The organism is Pectinatus frisingensis (assembly GCF_015732285.1).
GTDB classification, from domain to species: Bacteria; Bacillota; Negativicutes; order Selenomonadales; family Selenomonadaceae; genus Pectinatus; species Pectinatus frisingensis.
Genome location: NZ_WIQU01000007.1, coordinates 70,186 through 88,148, shown reverse-complemented (window position 1 = coordinate 88,148; position 17,963 = coordinate 70,186). Strand labels below are relative to the sequence as shown.

The 17,963-nt window shown below is 37.5% G+C and carries 16 protein-coding genes, 1 riboswitch and 1 other annotated feature; of the genes, 13 read left to right on the top strand and 3 right to left on the bottom strand.

Annotated elements, in window-relative coordinates; translation table 11 throughout:
• Nucleotides 1-42: 42 nt before the first annotated feature.
• Entirely contained in the window at nucleotides 43-1,728 is a 1,686-nt protein-coding gene (locus tag I6751_RS00735; RefSeq protein ID WP_182188742.1) for a 2-isopropylmalate synthase, read from the bottom strand.
• A 191-nt stretch (nucleotides 1,729-1,919) separates the two neighbouring features.
• Nucleotides 1,920-2,187 (bottom strand) — a binding site (T-box leader).
• 264 nt (nucleotides 2,188-2,451) lie between these two features.
• Here I6751_RS00735 and nadA point away from each other — a divergent pair.
• From nadA to I6751_RS00685, 10 genes are all read left to right on the top strand, one after another.
• Nucleotides 2,452-3,354 (top strand): quinolinate synthase NadA, encoded by a 903-nt coding sequence (nadA, locus tag I6751_RS00730; protein ID WP_196591486.1) that lies wholly within the window; start codon nucleotides 2,452-2,454, stop codon nucleotides 3,352-3,354.
• 17 nt (nucleotides 3,355-3,371) lie between these two features.
• Nucleotides 3,372-4,544: an L-aspartate oxidase gene (locus I6751_RS00725; RefSeq protein ID WP_196591485.1), complete on the top strand. Its 1,173-nt coding sequence runs from the start codon at nucleotides 3,372-3,374 to the stop codon at nucleotides 4,542-4,544.
• Between the two features lie 11 nt (nucleotides 4,545-4,555).
• Nucleotides 4,556-5,407 (top strand): carboxylating nicotinate-nucleotide diphosphorylase, encoded by an 852-nt coding sequence (nadC, locus tag I6751_RS00720; RefSeq protein ID WP_196591484.1) that lies wholly within the window; start codon nucleotides 4,556-4,558, stop codon nucleotides 5,405-5,407.
• A 49-nt stretch (nucleotides 5,408-5,456) separates the two neighbouring features.
• On the top strand, nucleotides 5,457-5,987 hold the full coding sequence (locus I6751_RS00715; RefSeq protein ID WP_196591483.1) for a transcription repressor NadR: 531 nt from the start codon (nucleotides 5,457-5,459) through the stop codon (nucleotides 5,985-5,987).
• 190 nt (nucleotides 5,988-6,177) lie between these two features.
• On the top strand, nucleotides 6,178-6,849 hold the full coding sequence (locus I6751_RS00710) for an amino acid ABC transporter permease (protein WP_231037924.1): 672 nt from the start codon (nucleotides 6,178-6,180) through the stop codon (nucleotides 6,847-6,849).
• The gene (locus I6751_RS00705; protein WP_196591482.1) at nucleotides 6,818-7,495 is read left to right on the top strand and encodes an amino acid ABC transporter permease; all 678 of its coding nucleotides are present in this window, start codon (nucleotides 6,818-6,820) and stop codon (nucleotides 7,493-7,495) included. Before I6751_RS00710 ends, I6751_RS00705 begins: the two co-directional genes overlap by 32 nt.
• Nucleotides 7,496-7,499: 4 nt before the next feature.
• Complete coding sequence (locus I6751_RS00700; RefSeq protein WP_196591481.1) at nucleotides 7,500-8,252, top strand: amino acid ABC transporter ATP-binding protein; 753 nt, start codon at nucleotides 7,500-7,502, stop codon at nucleotides 8,250-8,252.
• A gap of 27 nt (nucleotides 8,253-8,279) precedes the next feature.
• A complete protein-coding gene (locus tag I6751_RS00695) occupies nucleotides 8,280-9,161 on the top strand; it encodes a cysteine ABC transporter substrate-binding protein (RefSeq protein WP_231037923.1) in 882 nt (293 codons plus the stop codon).
• Nucleotides 9,162-9,207: 46 nt separating this feature from the next.
• A riboswitch (SAM riboswitch) is annotated at nucleotides 9,208-9,306 on the top strand.
• Between the two features lie 62 nt (nucleotides 9,307-9,368).
• Nucleotides 9,369-10,502: a trans-sulfuration enzyme family protein gene (locus tag I6751_RS00690; RefSeq protein ID WP_330998631.1), complete on the top strand. Its 1,134-nt coding sequence runs from the start codon at nucleotides 9,369-9,371 to the stop codon at nucleotides 10,500-10,502.
• A 30-nt stretch (nucleotides 10,503-10,532) separates the two neighbouring features.
• The gene (locus tag I6751_RS00685) at nucleotides 10,533-11,708 is read left to right on the top strand and encodes a MalY/PatB family protein (RefSeq protein ID WP_196591479.1); all 1,176 of its coding nucleotides are present in this window, start codon (nucleotides 10,533-10,535) and stop codon (nucleotides 11,706-11,708) included.
• Between the two features lie 48 nt (nucleotides 11,709-11,756).
• Here the strand turns inward: I6751_RS00685 and I6751_RS00680 are convergent, their stop codons facing one another.
• The gene (locus I6751_RS00680) at nucleotides 11,757-12,635 is read right to left on the bottom strand and encodes a LysR family transcriptional regulator (RefSeq protein WP_196591478.1); all 879 of its coding nucleotides are present in this window, start codon (nucleotides 12,633-12,635) and stop codon (nucleotides 11,757-11,759) included.
• Between the two features lie 149 nt (nucleotides 12,636-12,784).
• Here I6751_RS00680 and I6751_RS00675 point away from each other — a divergent pair, with 149 nt between their 5' ends.
• A complete protein-coding gene (locus tag I6751_RS00675; protein WP_196591477.1) occupies nucleotides 12,785-13,978 on the top strand; it encodes an MFS transporter in 1,194 nt (397 codons plus the stop codon).
• Between the two features lie 34 nt (nucleotides 13,979-14,012).
• Here I6751_RS00675 and I6751_RS00670 read toward each other — a convergent pair whose 3' ends face one another.
• Nucleotides 14,013-16,781, bottom strand: a complete 2,769-nt coding sequence (locus tag I6751_RS00670) for a sigma 54-interacting transcriptional regulator (protein ID WP_196591476.1) — start codon at nucleotides 16,779-16,781, stop codon at nucleotides 14,013-14,015.
• Nucleotides 16,782-17,080: 299 nt separating this feature from the next.
• On the opposite strand from I6751_RS00670, the gene I6751_RS00665 reads away from it, so the two are divergent.
• Nucleotides 17,081-17,542 carry a PTS sugar transporter subunit IIA gene (locus I6751_RS00665; RefSeq protein ID WP_196591475.1) on the top strand — a complete coding sequence of 154 codons (462 nt, stop codon included), beginning with the start codon at nucleotides 17,081-17,083 and terminating at the stop codon, nucleotides 17,540-17,542.
• A 15-nt stretch (nucleotides 17,543-17,557) separates the two neighbouring features.
• The gene (locus I6751_RS00660; protein WP_196591474.1) at nucleotides 17,558-17,839 is read left to right on the top strand and encodes a PTS sugar transporter subunit IIB; all 282 of its coding nucleotides are present in this window, start codon (nucleotides 17,558-17,560) and stop codon (nucleotides 17,837-17,839) included.
• Nucleotides 17,840-17,963 lie beyond the last annotated feature (124 nt).

Genomic DNA, 17,963 nt, shown 5'->3' with positions numbered 1-17,963 from the left:
GACGATCCCTTTATTAAAATATTTAATTATCATAAAAATAATTTATTTCAATACCATAATGGTTTTTATCTTAGCCATTTTATTCACTGCACTCAGCAGAGCTTTCACCGAAGCCGTTATAATATCAGTATCCATTCCCGCTCCCCAGGAAGTATTATCATCTTCGTCAGCTATACCAATATAAGCCATAGCTCTTGAAGTGGAACCTATTTCCATAGCGTGCTCACTATAAATCAAATTACTGTATCTTATTCCCAGCTGTTCTTGCAAAGCATTGCTTACTGCATCCAACCGTCCGTTGCCGCGAGCCGGCAGCACTTTCTCCTGTCCGTTAACATATAAATGCAAATGCCCATCCCGCATGCCATCTGCTGTTTTATTCAATTTAAAATCTATCAAAGATAAGGGATTTTCAATATTGACATAGGCTTCTTGAAAAATGTTATAAATTTCATCCGGTAAAAGTTCCTTATGCTTATGATCAGAAACACTTTTGACACAGTATCCAAAATCCTCCCGCATCTTTTTGGGCATATCAAGGCCATATTTTTGTTCCATAATATATGCGACACCGCCCTTACCCGATTGGCTATTGATTCTGATAACATCACCATCGTACTCCCTGCCAATATCCTTAGGATCAATAAGCAAATACGGTACAGTCCAATGTTCTGGTTTTTCTTCTTCCCGCCATTTCATTCCTTTGGCAATAGCATCCTGGTGCGAACCGGAAAATGCCGCAAAAACGAGACTTCCTGAATAGGGTTGGCGTTCATATACATGCATACGCGTAACATTTTCATACATACTGATTATCTCGGGCATATTACTGAAATCAAGTTTGGGATCAACACCAAGAGCATACATATTCATAGCGATAGTAACCACATCTGCATTACCGGTGCGTTCTCCGTTACCAAAAAGTGTGCCTTCAATACGATCAGCTCCAGCCAGTAACCCCATTTCTGAATCAGCTACTCCTGTACCCCGGTCATTATGCGGATGCAATGACAAAACAACATTATCACGATAACTTAAATTCTGTGACATATAGGCGATTTGTGCTGCATATATATGCGGCATTGACATCTGCACAGTAGATGGCAGATTGATAATTGCTTTCCTGTCAGAATTTGGCTGCCAAATATCAAGAACTGCATTGCAAACCTCGCAAGCGTAGTCCACCTCGGTTCCGGTAAAACTTTCCGGTGAATATTCAAACCGATATTTTTCCCCGGCTTCTGCGGTTAACTCTTTGAGCATAACGGCCCCATCAACAGCAATTTTTTTGATATCTTCCCGTGATTTCTTAAAAACCTGTTCGCGCTGAGCGACTGAAGTAGAATTATAAACATGAACAATCGCATTTTTTACACCATCGAGTGCGGCAAAAGTTCTTTTTATTATATGTTCTCTTGACTGCGTTAATACCTGCACAGTAACATCATCAGGGATCAAATCTTTTTCGACTAAAGTTCGCAAAAAAGCATATTCAGTCTCAGAAGCCGCCGGAAATCCGACCTCAATTTCCTTGAAACCAATCTTTACCAGCATCTTATAAAATTCTATTTTTTCATCAATACTCATCGGAATAACAAGTGACTGATTACCGTCCCGCAAATCAACACTGCACCACACCGGTGCTTTAGCAGGATATTCTTTCCTGGTCCAGCTCATATCCACTATTGGTGGTATGAAATAATTTTTAGTATACTTCCTGCTGCTCATATCATACATGGCAAATTCCTCCTGTTTATTTTTGAAAAATGTCTTAGCCAGATAACCAGTCAATTGCATTACCGATTTTTACCGTGTTTTAAGCTGCCTAATATAATAAATTTTTTGGATACCACAATTATTATACATTTGTAACTTAACAGGCATGTTATTTTACAAACAAAAAAGCCTTTCGTCTCTTACAAAGAGACGAAAGGCTAAGCTTTCGCGGTACCACTCTAATTTACATTGCTAAGCAGCAATATACACTTTTACAGATACGTATTGTTTTAATTTAAAACAATATTATATCGTTCCGTTTTAACGGCCGGATCCCGTCTGCGCCTACTTTTAACATTTCAGCGAGCTGCTTCAAGGTGAGTTCATACTTAGTCGAACTATTGCTTTTCATCAAACCGCAATTCTCTGTGAGTTCTAATAAATACTACTATTCCTCTGCAACGCATTTTTCGTATGTCTTATACAATATCATATAGTAAAGTAAATTGCAAGTGTTTTGTATACAGTTTTACATTTTATTTATTTGATAATATTATCAAACAATGTCATAATATTTAATTTTTTTGCGGCAGGCTTTATATAATTGCAATGCATTGCAATTATATCTGTCTTGTCATATGTAAAATTATCTGCTATACTGCATTTAATATCTGTTACTCAGATAAATAAAAAACTGCCATTTTTAATATTTTGACAGACAATAGGAGAAAATTAATGGTTGACCACGAAAAATTATTGAAATTAAAACGAGAGCAAGATGCCGTTATTTTGGCGCATTATTACGCCTGCCCGGCAGTACAGGATATAGCTGATTATGTCGGTGATTCTTTTTATTTAAGTAAAATTGCTGCCAAAATAAAATGTCGCACTATAGTTTTTGCCGGTGTAAAATTTATGGGAGAATGTGCCAAAATACTCAATCCACAAAAAATTGTCCTGATGCCGGATGCACGGGCCGATTGTTTCATGGCCCATATGATCGATAATAATTTTATTCGGGAAAGCAGAAAAAGATACACTGATTTAGCCGTAGTATGTTATGTCAACTCAACGACTGAGACCAAAGCCTGCTCAGATGTCTGCGTAACATCGGCCAATGCCATAACCGTTGTCAGTAAACTGCCTAATAAAAATATTTTATTTATTCCTGATAAAAATTTAGGACATTATGTAGCCCGACATCTGACAGATAAAAACTTTATTTTCAACGACGGTTTTTGTCCAATCCACGAGCATATAGATGTACAGGAAATAAACAGATTAAAAAAAGAACATCCATCAGTTAAAGTTTTGGTTCATCCCGAATGCAATGCCGCAATAATAAAAATAGCTGATTATATTGGTTCCACAAGCGGAATTATTAAATTTGCCGCTGAAAATACCGATCGTGAATTCATCATTGCCACTGAAATCGGTATAAAGCATCGGCTTGAACAGACCAGTCCCAGCAAAAAATACTATTTTCCCGACACAACACCCAAATGTCTCAATATGAAACTTAATACTTTGGAAAATGTCTTGTCTGTCTTAAAAACTGGTAAAAATGCTATAACAGTTCCGACAGAGTTGGCGGTATCTGCTCGGAAAGCACTGACAAAAATGTTAGAATTGGCCTAAGCTGAAAGGAATAACAAATGGAAAATTACAATTACGATATCATTATTGTTGGCTGCGGAGTTGGCGGTTTGTATACCGCACTCAATCTTCCCCATGACAAAAACATACTTATAATAACAAAATCCGATATTCAAAGCAGTGATTCCATGCTGGCTCAGGGTGGTATTTGTGTATTACACGATGCAAATGATTACGATGCTTATTTTGAAGATACTATGCGGGCCGGACATTATGAAAACCGCAAGGAAAGTGTTGCCATAATGATTCGTTCCAGCCGCAGTATCATTGACAATCTATTAGATTTAGGCGTACGTTTTGCCAAAAATCCCGACGGGTCTTTACAATACACTAAAGAAGGTGCCCATTCACGCCCGCGCATTTGCTTTCATGAAGATGTCACCGGTAAAGAAATCACTACCACACTACTGCGGCATGTGCAAAATTTGTCTAACATAACAATGATGGAATATACGACAATGACTGATATTACAACCTGCAATAACATTTGTACCGGCATAAAAATGGCCTTGCCTGATAATCAGGAAATACTTGTTGCTGCACCATTTGTCGTTATGGCTACCGGAGGTATCGGTGGACTTTATGAACATTCCACCAATTTTTCACATCTGACAGGTGACAGCTGTCGTATTGCCAAAAAACATGGCATCGAACTAGAACATATGGACTATGTACAAATACATCCGACAAGTCTTTACACACAAACACCAGGACGCAGTTTTCTGATATCAGAATCGGCACGCGGTGAAAATGCTGTTCTATTAAACAATCATCAGAATCGTTTTGTCAATGAATTATTGCCGCGAGATGTAGTTTCTAATGCTATCTACGCTGAAATGAAAAAAGAAAATTCCAAACATGTCTGGATGTCCTTTGAAAAAGTTCCGGATGACGTTATTTTAAATCATTTTCCACATATTTATGAAAAGTGTAAAGAAGAAGGTTACAATATTTTACAAGAGCCCATTCCCATAGTACCGGCACAGCATTATTTCATGGGAGGAATACACGTTGACAGCAATTCCGAAACAACTATGCCCAATCTTTTTGCCGTCGGTGAAACAAGCTGTAACGGCGTACACGGCAAAAACCGCCTGGCAAGCAACAGTCTGCTGGAAAGTCTTGTCTTCGCCAAACGAGCTGCGACAGAAATTACCGGAAGAATGTTATAGAAGGTGACAATATGAATACAGTAACGCTCCAATTAGTCGCGGACAAATATATAAAACTGGCTTTACAAGAGGATATAACTAATGAGGACATTTCGACAAATTCCGTGATGCCGCATTATAAAAAAGGATCTGTGGAACTTATTTGCAAACAAACCGGTATAATCGCCGGATTAAAAATATTTGAACGCGTCTTTCAATTATTAGATTCAGCTACTGAAATAAAATTTTACACTAAAGATGGCAGCAAAGTATCATCAGGGGAAAAGCTTGCCGTGATAACCGGAGACATACGAGTGCTGTTATCAGCTGAACGCACAGCCCTCAACTATTTACAGCGAATGAGCGGCATAGCAACTTATACAGCAAGAGTTGTCACATTATTAAAAAACTCTCCTACCAGACTTTTGGACACACGTAAAACTACACCGTGTATGCGTATTTTTGAAAAATATGCCGTTACTGTCGGCGGCGGTTTAAATCATCGCTACAATTTATCAGACGGCGTATTGTTAAAAGACAATCACATCAATGCTGCCGGTGGTGTAAAACAGGCCATTGCGGCAGCAAAAAAATATGTTCCTTTTGTCCACAAAATAGAAGTAGAGACTGAAAATCTTGCGATGGTCAAAGATGCCGTTGAAGCGGGCGCCGACATTATAATGCTGGATAATATGTCAATAGAAAACATGAAAAAGGCAATAAAGATTATTGCCGGACGGGCACAAACCGAGTGTTCCGGCAACGTAACGAAAGAAAACATTGAAAAACTATTGTCAGTTGGTGTAGACTATATATCTAGTGGGGCGTTGACCCACTCAGCACCAATATTGGATATAAGTATGAAAAATCTGCAGATACTTTAAGCAGTAACTGCTGATTAAGCTATTTGAATGTTAAAGTGGGAGGGAGATTATGACCGGAGAAAAACGCCGTGAGCTTATCATAAATGCCATAAAAAACTCCAATAAACCTTTATCAGGAACTGCTTTAGGACGACTTGCCAATGTCAGCCGCCAAGTGGTTGTCCAGGACATTGCATTATTACGGGCACAAGATTATCCAATAACATCAACTAACCGCGGCTATATTTTCAGCGATACACATCGTTTTACTCAAATTTTTAAAGTTCATCACAGCAATGCACAAATTGCTGATGAACTATATACCATAGTGGATCAGGGCGGCACTATTCTTGATGTCATTATAAATCACCGGGTATATGGCAAAATGCAGGCCAAACTGAACATCAAAAATCGCCGTGATGTAAATAATTTCTTAAACGATATAAAAACTGGTAAATCAACACCATTGATGAATATAACTGCCGGTTATCATTTTCATACAGTTTGTGCCGATTCTCCTGAAATTCTCAATGACATAAAACTGGCCCTGCAGAGAAAAAAATATCTGGCACAGGTTCTTCCCTACGAACAGCAGATATAATTTAACAATATATTTGCCAGTTCCTTAATAATACAAGTTTAGTATATTTTTATTGACAACATATTAATGTCGTGATAATATATCCATTAATCGATAACGCATATCTGGCTGATCAAAAAAATTGAAGGCTAAGTGCAGTATTTTTACTGTGCTTGGCCTTTTTTACTTATTCATGAAAGGAGCTGATAGTTTGGATTGGGCATTTATGCAAAGGGTTATTCCAATGTACGCGGCTGCTGTTATACTAACTTTGCAATTGGTTATTGTCGGTATAGTTTTAGCAACAATAACCGGCCTTGCTATCAGTGTAATTCGCTACAAAAAAATTTTTTTATTATCTCCGTTATCCGCAGCATATGTGCAGCTTTTCCGCAACACTCCTCTTTTAGTGCAACTGTTTTTTCTTTATTTTGGTTTACCCAAACTGGGAATTCACATTTCCAGCGAAGCTTGTGCTATTATCGGACTCACCTTGTTAGGTGGCAGTTATATGGCTGAAGCTTTTCGTGCCGGCCTCAATTCAATATCACCATCTCAGATAGAATCAGCCCAGGCATTAGGCTTTTCGCCTATACAGACACTGCGTTATATCGTTATACCTCAGGCACTTGCCGTTTCCATCCCACCACTGTGTGCCAATGTGATCTTTCTCATCAAGGAAACTTCCGTATTCAGCGTAGTTGCTCTGGCCGACCTTATTTATGTCGCCAAAGATTTAATTGGCTTATATTATAAAACTGATGAGGCTTTATTACTGCTTGTAGCGGCATATCTCATTATACTTCTTCCAATTTCTCTTGCGGCAGCGGTATTGGAAAGGAGAATCCGTTATGCAGGATTTGGGAATTCGCGTACTCTTTGATGGGGAAAATGGCGTCCGTCTTTTATTAGGGCTAGTAGTTACTTTAAAATTATCAATCATAACTATTATTGCATCCTGTTTACTGGGTACGCTAATGGGACTGTTGATGACGCTGCGTAATCCAATTATTCATATTGTCACACGTGTTTATCTTGAATTTATCCGCATTATGCCACAGCTTGTCCTCTTATTCGTGACTTACTTCGGATTAACCCGGGCTGTTGGCATAAATTTATCAGGTTTTACTGCGGCAGTCATTGTATTTATACTTTGGGGAACCGCCGAAATGGGTGATCTGGTGCGCAGCGCTTTCATTTCTATTCCAAAAGATCAATATGAAAGCGGCACTGCCCTGGGGTTCAGTAAACTGCAGCTCTACAGATTCATCATACTTCCTCAGGCACTGCGGCAAATAATACCGCCAGCGATGAATTTGGCCACGCGTATGATCATGACCACTTCATTGGTAGTATTGATCGGCGTAGTCGAGATGCTTAAAACCGGCCAGCAGATAATTGAGGCAAATCGTTATACGGCACCATCAGCAGCTCTATGGATATATGGTACAATATTTTTCCTGTATTTTTTTTCCTGCTGGCCACTGACAATACTTGCGCAACATTTGGAAAAAAAATGGGAGAAATAATGATATGGAACAAGAAATATTACTAAAAATAGAGCACCTGCAAAAAACATATGACAACCATACTGTATTAAAAGATATCTCTATGGAAATAAAAAAAGGTGAAGTCATTGTAATAGTAGGTCCTTCCGGTTGTGGTAAATCAACTTTTTTACGCTGCATCAATGGACTGGAAAAGATCAACCACGGTGCTGTTTATTTCAAAAACAACTGCATCAGTGATGAGTCATTGCCACATTCACTAATTTGTCAACAGATTGGCATGGTTTTTCAAAGCTATGAACTATTTAATCATCTGACGGTCATGGACAATATTACTCTGGCTGCACTACAAGTACAACGGCGAAAGAAATCAGAAGTACAGCAGACAGCACGCAAATTATTGACAAGAATAGGCTTGGCTGATAAGGAAAACTTCTATCCCCGCCAGTTGTCCGGCGGACAAAAGCAGCGTATTGCCATGATCCGGGCACTTATATTGAATCCGGAGATAATGCTTTTCGACGAAGTTACTGCTTCTTTAGACCCTGAAATGGTTCGCGAAGTCCTTGACGTAATAATAGGATTGGTACGGCAGGGAATGACAATGCTGATTGTAACACACGAAATGTCTTTTGCCCGTGCAATAGCTGATCGAATTTTTTTCTTTGACAATGGTGAAATCGTCGAGGAAAATACCCCGGAACAATTTTTCACTCAACCTTCAACGACCCGGGCCAAACAATTTTTAAACAGTTTCGAATTTAATTCTGTAAAATAATTGCAGAAAAAGGAAGAGGTAATTGAAATGAGTCTTAAAAAAATCCATTTACTGTTTTTAGCAGCCATTATTATGACCGCAGCTGTATTCGTCAGTGGCTGCGCAAGCAGCCCAGATACCTCCCAGCAGCAAAGCAGCACTTCTCCGACTGCTTTTCGTTCACTTGACGACATTAAAAAAAGTGGTGAAATAACCATCGGTGTATTCAGTGATAAAGCTCCATTTGGTTACATAGACCAAAATGGTGAATACCAAGGCTACGATATCTATTATGGTAATCGATTGGCCAAAGATCTGGGTGTAAAAGTCAAATATGTATCTGTAGAACCGGCAAATCGCGTAGAATATTTAAAAACCGGCAAAGTCGATGTCATTCTTGCCAACTTTACCGTCACCCCTGAACGTGCTGAACAGGTAGACTTTGCCCTGCCATATATGAAGGTGGCATTAGGCGTCGTTTCCCCGGATGGTGCACTTATTACAAGTCCTGACCAATTGAAGGGAAAAACGTTGATCGTCGCCAAAGGAACAACGGCCGAAACATATTTTTCTAAAAACTATCCTGATATAAAACTTTTGAAGTTCGACCAATATACCGAAACTTACAATGCCCTTCTCGACGGCCGCGGTGATGCCTTTTCCACCGACAACACAGAAGTCCTGGCATGGGCTTTAAAAAACAAAGGTTTTACCGTCGGCATTACCTCACTGGGAAATATTGATACTATTGCTCCAGCAGTTCAAAAAGGCAACAAGGAATTATTAAATTTTATCAATGATGATATCAAGAAATTAGCTTCTGAAAACTTTTTCCATAAAGATTATGAAGAAACATTAAAGCCAGTTTATGGCGATGCCGTCAATCCTGAAGATTTAGTTGTCGAAGGTGGTGCAGTAAACAATAAATAATTTTCCCCTGTAGACAACTGTTATCCATTATAATTGCATATGTTAACTCTTATTACGAGAGGCTGAGGGACTGGCCCGATGACGCCCGGCAACCGGCTATAATGCAAGGTGCCAATTCCTGCAGGTACAACCTGAAAAATGAGAGACTTAAGGCAGGTTCTTTCATTTTTGAAAGAACCTTTTTTTATTATAAGGAGGTCCATGATTATGCATTTAGAATCAAAAATAGTTCATATCGGCGTCAATACTGATCCACAGACTGGTGCCATCAGTACACCAATCTACAACACGGCATCTTTTGCCCATCCGGCTTTAGGCCAAAGTACCGGCTATGATTACACCAGAAGTAAAAATCCAACGCGTCAAGTAGCAGAAGACGGACTGGCTTCATTAGAAAACGGCACAGCAGGTTTTGTTTTCCCTTCGGGTATGGCTGCGATAACAGCCGTTCTGTTATTATATAAACCCGGTGACCATATTTTGCTCACAGATGATTGTTACGGAGGTACCTATCGCATATTTCAAAATATTTTTGCCAAATTTTCCATAAATTTTTCAACAGTTGATACAACATCCCTATCTTCAATAGAATCAAGCATAACTCCTAGTACCAAAGCCATATTTATTGAAACCCCAACCAATCCACTAATGAAAATAGCTGACATTGCCGCTATTGCCAAAATTTGCCAATGTAGCAACATACAGCTCATTGTCGACAACACCTTCCTAACTCCCTATTTTCAAAAGCCTTTGGATTTGGGTGCAGACATTGTAATTCACAGCGGTACTAAATATTTGGCCGGACACAATGATCTGCTCTGCGGAGTTGTAGTTGTACGTGGTGAACAGTTATCCGAAAAAGTTAAATTTATCCAAAATGCCACCGGCAGTATTTTAAGTCCTTTTGACAGCTGGCTGCTGATTCGCGGTTTAAAAACATTGGCATTACGGATGCAAAAGCATAATGATAATGCCCAAAAAATTGCTGCCTGGCTGCAAACCCAAAAACATATTACACAAGTTTATTATCCGGGGCTGCCCACTCATCCTGGTAAAACAATCCATGATAAACAGGCCTCCGGTTATGGCGGCATAATTTCTTTTGCTGTCGACAATGCAGCTCTCGTCCCACAAATACTAAACAAAGTAACTTTTATCCAATTCGCCGAAAGTCTGGGTGGTGTGGAAAGCTTGATTACATTTCCGGCACGCCAAACCCACATGGATATCCCCGAAGCAGTACGAGAAAAACTTGGTATTACTGACAAATTGCTGCGATTATCCGTTGGCATTGAATCTAGCGAAGATATCATTGCCGATTTAAAACAAGCCCTGCAATAAAGATATATTTTAAACCAAAGGAGAAAATATATGACAAATTTTGATGAAATTATTGATAGAAAAAACAACTTTTCTGCTAAATACGATGAACTGACCGAAAAATTTGGCAGGAATGATCTCATTCCCTTATGGATTGCCGATATGGACTTTAAAACAGCTGCTCCCATCAGTGAAGCACTGCAAAAAAGAGCCATGCAGGGAATATTTGGTTACACCTCAAGGCCACAAACATATTTTAAAACAGTAGGCAGCTGGTTGATGCAAAGACATGACTGGTCAGCAGATCCAAAGCTTATGCTTCATACTCCGGGTGTAGTCACCGCACTAAGCCTGCTTATACGAACCTTAACCTGTCCAGGCGATAAAATAATTATCCAGCCGCCGGTATATTATCCTTTTTTCGATGTAATAGCAAAAAACAATCGTATTTTAGTAGAAAATCCTTTAAAAAATATTGCCGGACATTATGAAATGGATTACGAACAGCTGGAAGAAAAAGCTAAAGCCGGTGCCAAACTATTACTTTTATGCAGTCCGCACAATCCTGTCGGACGGGTATGGAAAAAAGATGAGTTAATAAAACTCGGCAACATCTGCCTGAAATACAATATAATGGTAATTGCCGATGAAATTCATTGTGATATAACTTTCAATTCCCATAAACATATACCTTTAGCCAGCATATCAGAACAATTTCGCCAAAACACCATCACCTGTTTATCCCCAAGCAAAACTTTTAATTTAGCCGGATTGCAGGCATCAATAGTAGTCTTCCCTAATGCCGGATTAAAAAATACTTTTGCTAAAGTACTGGATACTCTCGATTTACAGCGCAATAACTGTTTCAGCCTCATAGCCGTCGAAGCAGCTTACCAACATGGCACCAAGTGGCTTGAAACCGCATTAAATTATATCGAAAACAATTTCAAGTTCATTAATGAATTTTGTGCTAAATACATTCCCGCTGTCAAACCCAATTATCCTGAAGGGACATACCTTGTTCTGCTGGATTGCCGAAAATTAGGGTTAGACAAAAAGCAATTGCACAATTTTATGGTAAATAAAGCACATTTGGCTTTGGATGATGGCTGCTGGTTCAGCAATTCACTGTCACAATATGTTCGTCTCAACGCCGCCTGTCCAAGACCAATATTAAAAAAAGCATTGTATCAATTAGCAGATGCCACACAACAGTTGAATTTGTAAGCAAACTATGTCAAGCTCATCAATACTTTTTCCCAAATTTTTAAAGCTTTATCGGGAAAAATACCGTATGACAAAATTTTTAAAAGTATTTGTTATAGGTGACATATAACGCCCCTTGATCCAAGACAGCCAAATAGTTCGTTGGCAAACAGGATTTTCAATATGAAGCTGCACCGGCAGATGAGAAATATCACTTTGGCGCCAATAGGCCGGTAAAAAAGTAACACCTAATCCTGCATTAACTAATGTAGCGATTGCTTCCAAGCTTTCGATCTCGAAAACGATGCCAGGTTCAAATCCCGCCTGACGACAAAAATTATGAGTAATATCCCAAAGCTCTGAATCGGCAGTATAACTGATAAACGATTCGGCAGCTGCTTCTCGCAGCTGAATACTTTTCCTGCCAGCTAAATGATGTTTCGGCGGCACCGCTAAAAATATTTCTTCATCGATTAACGGTTCCGAATGAATTTGCGGATGAATTACCGGCAGGAAAAAAATGCTTAAATCTATCTGCCCATTAAGCAGCTGCTCCTGCATTTCTGCTTGTCTGGCAAAATGTCTCAAACGAAAGTTCACCTGAGGATGCCCTACAAGAAACTCATTCAAAAGATTAGGCAAAAACCGTGAAGAAGATGCTCCCAGTGTAACATGTTCCTGCCCAATGCCGGCCAAGTCCGCCAATTCCCGCTGCCCGGCATCCAGTTCATTAAAAACACGCTCTACTCTTTTAAGGAAAAGCTTTCCATAGTCATTTAACTTTATGCGTTTTCCAACACGATCAAATAAAACCACTCCCAAGCCTTTTTCCAGCCGAAGAATGGTCTTGCTCAGAGATGGCTGCGCTATATGCAATTTTTCAGCAGCCTTGGTCATACTTTCCGATTGGGCAACTTCGCGAAAATATTTCAGTTGTAATATATCCATAATCACTCTCCCGGTAAATTAATTATAGCTTATAAGGAATAAGTAATATAGTTAATTATATATTTTAATATATAATTATTCAATGCTATAATAAAAATCGTCTTCTTTTATAAAAATCAGTGATATATTAATTAAGGACGGTAATGTTAATGAGCGAACCGCGATTATGGACGAAAAATTTTACAATGGATTCAATAGCCAATTTTTTTATTTATCTTGTATATTACACACTCACTGTAATCATTGCAATTTATGCGATGGATACACTGCAGGCATCCCCTGGTGTTGCTGGTTTGGCTTCAGGTATTTTTATTTTAACCGCACTTTTTTCACGTATATTTACCGGTAAAACCATTGAACAAATCGGCCAAAAAAGAATGTTGCTGATAGGATTGGTACTTTATTTTATAACGACATTTTTATATTTTGGGGCTGATAATATTCCATTCTTACTGCTTATTCGTTCACTGCACGGTATTGGATTTGGCATTGCAGCCACAGCTACAGGAACAATAATCGCCCACATTATTCCAGCATCACGCCGCGGTGAAGGTGTGGGATACTATGCTATGAGCGTCACGCTGGCGTCGGCCATAGGACCTTTTCTCGGTATATACATGAGTCAGCGTATAAACTTTCAAGTAATTTTTGCCATATGTGCCATAATATTGGCCGTCAGCATTCTATCGGCATTACTGCTAAAACTTAACGCTGAACCTCTTACCACTTCTGCAAAAGTCAGCCACGGCAATTTCACCGCCAATAACTTTATCGAATTTAAAGCCTTACCTATAGCTATCATTGGCGGGTTACTGGGATTCTTCTACTCAAGCATAATCAGTTTTCTTGCCCCCTATACCAGAGAAATTGATTTAGTCAGTGCCGGCAGTTCCTTTTTTATCGTTTATTCCATCATCATTTTATTTTCTCGCCCAATAACCGGTCGTCTTTTTGATAAAAAAGGCGAAAATTTTGTCATGTATCCCGCCTTTCTTGTTTTCGCCATCGGTATGATTCTTTTAAGCCAGGCCCATAACAATTTTATTCTCTTAGCTGCCGGTGGACTTTTAGGGCTTGGGTTCGGTACCTTTATGTCAAGTGGTCAAGCCATTGCAATAACATTATCACCATCCCATCGTGTCGGACTGGCGACGTCAACATTTTTCTCTCTGACCGATGGTGGTGTGGGTATTGGTCCGTTGTTTCTGGGACTTTTAGTGCCAACCATTGGATTCCGCGGCCTATATATGCTCATGGCCGGCGGTGCTATTTTCAGCATGCTTTTATATTATTTGCTGCATGGCCGCAAAAAAAGACAGCAGGAATCAGTCATTATCAATTAACATTTTACTAACTGACACCTAGTAATACATATATTTACGAATTTGTTTCAAGCACTTTTATTATATAGCATACTTCATCATCATTTACTTTGATATCATAATTTGCGGCTAAATTGTCTGTCGCCAGCCGAATAGTTTCAAAAAGAGGTTTATGACTATGAATATAACTTCTAATGTCATCAAAATAAATTGCATCCTGATGTACACAGCGGTCGAGCATACAACCAAGATGAACGACTAAATTCAATCGTTTATCCTCCGATTCAAGTGGATAATTAATATCTTCTACAAATTTTTCTATATCTTTAACAGCTGTTTTAGGATTGACGTATCTGACATATTGCTCTAATAACAGCTTTGCTTTTCCATAAACATTCAATTCAATTGGTTCTTGTTTATTTTTTTTGCATCCATTATCAATAAGCTTAAAGAAACTTTTTTGACTATCCTCATTAAGCAATTGTCCAATCGGAAAATATGGTATGCCAAGCTGTGGATCTATATTACCAACAACAGCAATAAAAGTGTTATTCTTAAGTAATCTGGGATAGTTAACTTTTATATCAAAATAATTTGTTACGATTATGTCAACTTTCTCGTAATATTCCGGCGGTAACAAATTTTTTATGACCTCATATGCCATTTTACTTGCACCCTCACCTGTCATGCAAAGAGAAAGTATTGCTGGTTTCTTATCTGTATCCGATTCAGATGGTGTTATAGTAAATTGATAGATTGTAGAAAGATCATTTGTTTTGTAAAGAACTTTTCGTAATAATTCAATAGCTAACGGTGTAGAAATATTATCAACGACTTTAGTCATTATGCCCGTTTCCTGTTGCAATCGTTTGCCAAAGTCGTAGAGTGATCCCATATCCACAAGTAATAAAATTCCTTTATTACGATGTACGGAAACAGCCATACTGCGAAATTTCATATAAGTTTTATCAATGCTGGCTGTTAATGGCATGTCGATTGCTTTCAACCATGTAGTATTCAATAGTGTATTAGCCACATTTGCTATGCTTGAGGCAGTTGTATCACCATGGCAGCAGATTATTATACCGATTCGATCCTGCTCGCCATTGTCATTTTCTTTATTTTGAACCAATAGCAATGCCAAAAAACATTGTTCATAGCTATTTATTGGCGTATTAAATTTTATTTCAAGTCTTTTTACCATTTCATGTGCTATCTGAAGCTCTTTGGGATGTTCTTTTTTTATCTCCGATAATTGCGGTATCGGTAATTTCTGTGTTTTATTAGTTCGTTTTAATAACGCATTGATATGAAAACAAAGCCCAAATATAAACTTATTCTTAAAATTTATAGATAGATGATGCTGGGCAAATTCGACAAGCTTAACCGTTGCATCCACTATTTCACGTGGAACGACCTTGTAAAGCGTATTAATATCAGTTGTTGAATCATCGACTTCCTTCATAAGATTGCTGAAATAATTATCAATGTCATTTTGCAGTAAATCATGAATGACATGCTTATTTATGCCCTGACTACGCAAAGTGGTTAATCGATCAGTAATCTGATTGTATAATTCTGTCGGATGATCGAGCAGTGTATCATCAATTTTTTTATGCGGAGTTATAATTACAGTTTCAGAAAACATATTCAAATATTGTTTTGTTTCTTCATCCAGTTTAGCAATATCAAAAAAACTGGATTTTATTTTGTCATTCAATGCTTGAAAATCTATATGAAATGATTTATTATCCTGCAAATTCTGCAAAAAAGCATTGGCACATAAAAGTTTTATTTCTGAACGCAGCTGACCTATATTGCCTGTACTAAAACTATAAACCGCCAATGCCTTCAGAACTTCCGGAGCAAGACTAAGTGATTGCTTAAGATTCAAAGATTCATATCGGAAAAAATAATCGATAATTTCCACACGTTCACTTATAGGTTTTTGCATAAATGATGGCAGTTTTATAGTTACCGGAATCCGTCTGATAAAAGTTGACAATAATATATTTTCCGGGTTTTCCGTGGTAGCCCCGATAATTAACAAATCTGCCTTATGTCTTGCTGTATTTTCACCCAGACGACTGTATTCCCCCTTATCCATAAGATAAAAAAGCATTTCTTGCCCATTAGGCGGCAGGCGATGAATTTCATCAAGAAAAAGTATCCCTCCGTTTGCTTTTTCTACCAATCCTATTTTATCTTCATCGGCTCCTGTAAATGCATTTTTAGTATACCCAAATAGCTTTGCCAATAATAGTTGTGGATTGTTAAAATAGTCTGCACAATTAAATGTAATAAAAGGATATTCTTTATCTGTTTTCTTGCGAATATATGCACCATATGAATGCATTGCCGCGGCAAAAGTGGTTTTTCCGACACCGCTTTGACCTAATATTAACGTATGTAATCCCTTTGGCGGATAAATAATTGCTGCTTTAGCCTGCCTAACTTGCTGTATAAGACTGCCGTCATGTCCCAATAATTGTTCAAAAGGGTCATTGGCTGCATTGGCTGATATTATCTCAAAAAGTTCATCAGGATTATAAACATCTTTTAATGGTACATGGTATTCTTCACAAAATCTATAAATAAAGTTTTGTGGTACAAAACATACCGGACGAGTATTTAACTTGGTTAACATCTTTTTTTTATACAATTGATTTAAAAATGTACTGCCATTATTGCGTACTATTCCCAGTTTCTCTTGAACCTGTTCTGCATTGATTCCTGGAGTCTGCCTTAATTGTAATTGTTCAATAAATTTTTCATAAGATAGATTATTTTGAATAAAATGAAATATAGTATCAATATTTTTCATTAAATGTATCCTCCTTTTAAGATTTGTATTATAAAATTAAGAATATAATATATATTATAACTTATTGTGCATAAAAATAAATAAATTATCATATATTTAACTAGTTTTTTTATGCAATAATAATTCTTTTTCATATAGTGCATAGTATGAACTTAATTAATATCATTTCATATTAAAATAAATAATATAATCATAGCCATTATTCAACAAAATCACTGTTTTCCTGATTATAGTAAGTGTTATGCACTAATTTGGCACATGATTTGCTTATATTAACAGATAAGAAGGAGGAAGAAAACATGAATAATTCAATACTACATGAAAATCTTATTTTCTTAAATTATGAAGCAACAGATCAGTTAAATTTGTTGAATAAGTTTTCTGGAATTTTATACGCAAATGGTTATGTGAAAAACAGTTATGCTCAAGCCGTTATTAAACGTGAACAAGAATTTCCTACGGGGCTTAATACTCCTGGTGTCAAAATAGCAATGCCTCATACATACCCAGCGCATGTCTTAAAATCAACAATTTTGGTTGCTACGCTGAAAGACCCAGTTACTTTTAAAGAAATGGGTAATAGCGATAATAATGTAAATGCCCAGCTTGTATTTATGCTGGCTATCACAGATCCTAAAGGACATTTATCGATATTAAGTAAATTGATGTCTATTTTTTCTGACAAAGAAAAATTATCCGATATATATCACACCGATAATAAAATGGACATGATCAAAAAACTTAACAAAATATTATTTTAAAGGAAGATGATTAAAATGAAAAGAATTTTCGTAGCCTGCGGTTCCGGTGTGGCAACATCACAAACAGTTGCCTCAAAAGTACAGTCGATGTGTGAAGATGAAAATTTGGATGTTTCAGTTGAAGCTGTTGACTTCAAATCTTTGGAAAACATAATCGACCAATGTGATATTTATATTTCAATTGTTTCCGAAAAAGATAATAATTGGAATGTTCCTACCATCAAGGGAATACCTTTTTTGACAGGTATAGGAATGGAGGAAGAGTTTGAAAAGCTTAAAGAGTTAATCAAAAAATAAGAAATAAATAAAAAAGCTCTTACAGCTATATAATAAGCTGCAAGAGTTTTATACACACACATTTATTATACACTCAATCAAAAAAATAATGCAATATATTTATTGATATAAAGGAGGAGTCATT

Coding starts and splice junctions, on each gene's coding strand:
- I6751_RS00725 (WP_196591485.1), top strand. CDS start 3,372: ATGGAAAATTACAATTACGATATCATTATTGTTGGCTGCGGAGTTGGC.
- I6751_RS00670 (WP_196591476.1), bottom strand. CDS start 16,781: ATGAAAAATATTGATACTATATTTCATTTTATTCAAAATAATCTATCT.
- I6751_RS00700 (WP_196591481.1), top strand. CDS start 7,500: ATGGAACAAGAAATATTACTAAAAATAGAGCACCTGCAAAAAACATAT.
- nadA (WP_196591486.1), top strand. CDS start 2,452: ATGGTTGACCACGAAAAATTATTGAAATTAAAACGAGAGCAAGATGCC.
- I6751_RS00675 (WP_196591477.1), top strand. CDS start 12,785: ATGAGCGAACCGCGATTATGGACGAAAAATTTTACAATGGATTCAATA.
- I6751_RS00660 (WP_196591474.1), top strand. CDS start 17,558: ATGAAAAGAATTTTCGTAGCCTGCGGTTCCGGTGTGGCAACATCACAA.
- I6751_RS00685 (WP_196591479.1), top strand. CDS start 10,533: ATGACAAATTTTGATGAAATTATTGATAGAAAAAACAACTTTTCTGCT.
- I6751_RS00705 (WP_196591482.1), top strand. CDS start 6,818: ATGCAGGATTTGGGAATTCGCGTACTCTTTGATGGGGAAAATGGCGTC.
- I6751_RS00665 (WP_196591475.1), top strand. CDS start 17,081: ATGAATAATTCAATACTACATGAAAATCTTATTTTCTTAAATTATGAA.
- I6751_RS00735 (WP_182188742.1), bottom strand. CDS start 1,728: ATGAGCAGCAGGAAGTATACTAAAAATTATTTCATACCACCAATAGTG.
- I6751_RS00695 (WP_231037923.1), top strand. CDS start 8,280: ATGAGTCTTAAAAAAATCCATTTACTGTTTTTAGCAGCCATTATTATG.
- I6751_RS00690 (WP_330998631.1), top strand. CDS start 9,369: ATGCATTTAGAATCAAAAATAGTTCATATCGGCGTCAATACTGATCCA.
- nadC (WP_196591484.1), top strand. CDS start 4,556: ATGAATACAGTAACGCTCCAATTAGTCGCGGACAAATATATAAAACTG.
- I6751_RS00680 (WP_196591478.1), bottom strand. CDS start 12,635: ATGGATATATTACAACTGAAATATTTTCGCGAAGTTGCCCAATCGGAA.
- I6751_RS00715 (WP_196591483.1), top strand. CDS start 5,457: ATGACCGGAGAAAAACGCCGTGAGCTTATCATAAATGCCATAAAAAAC.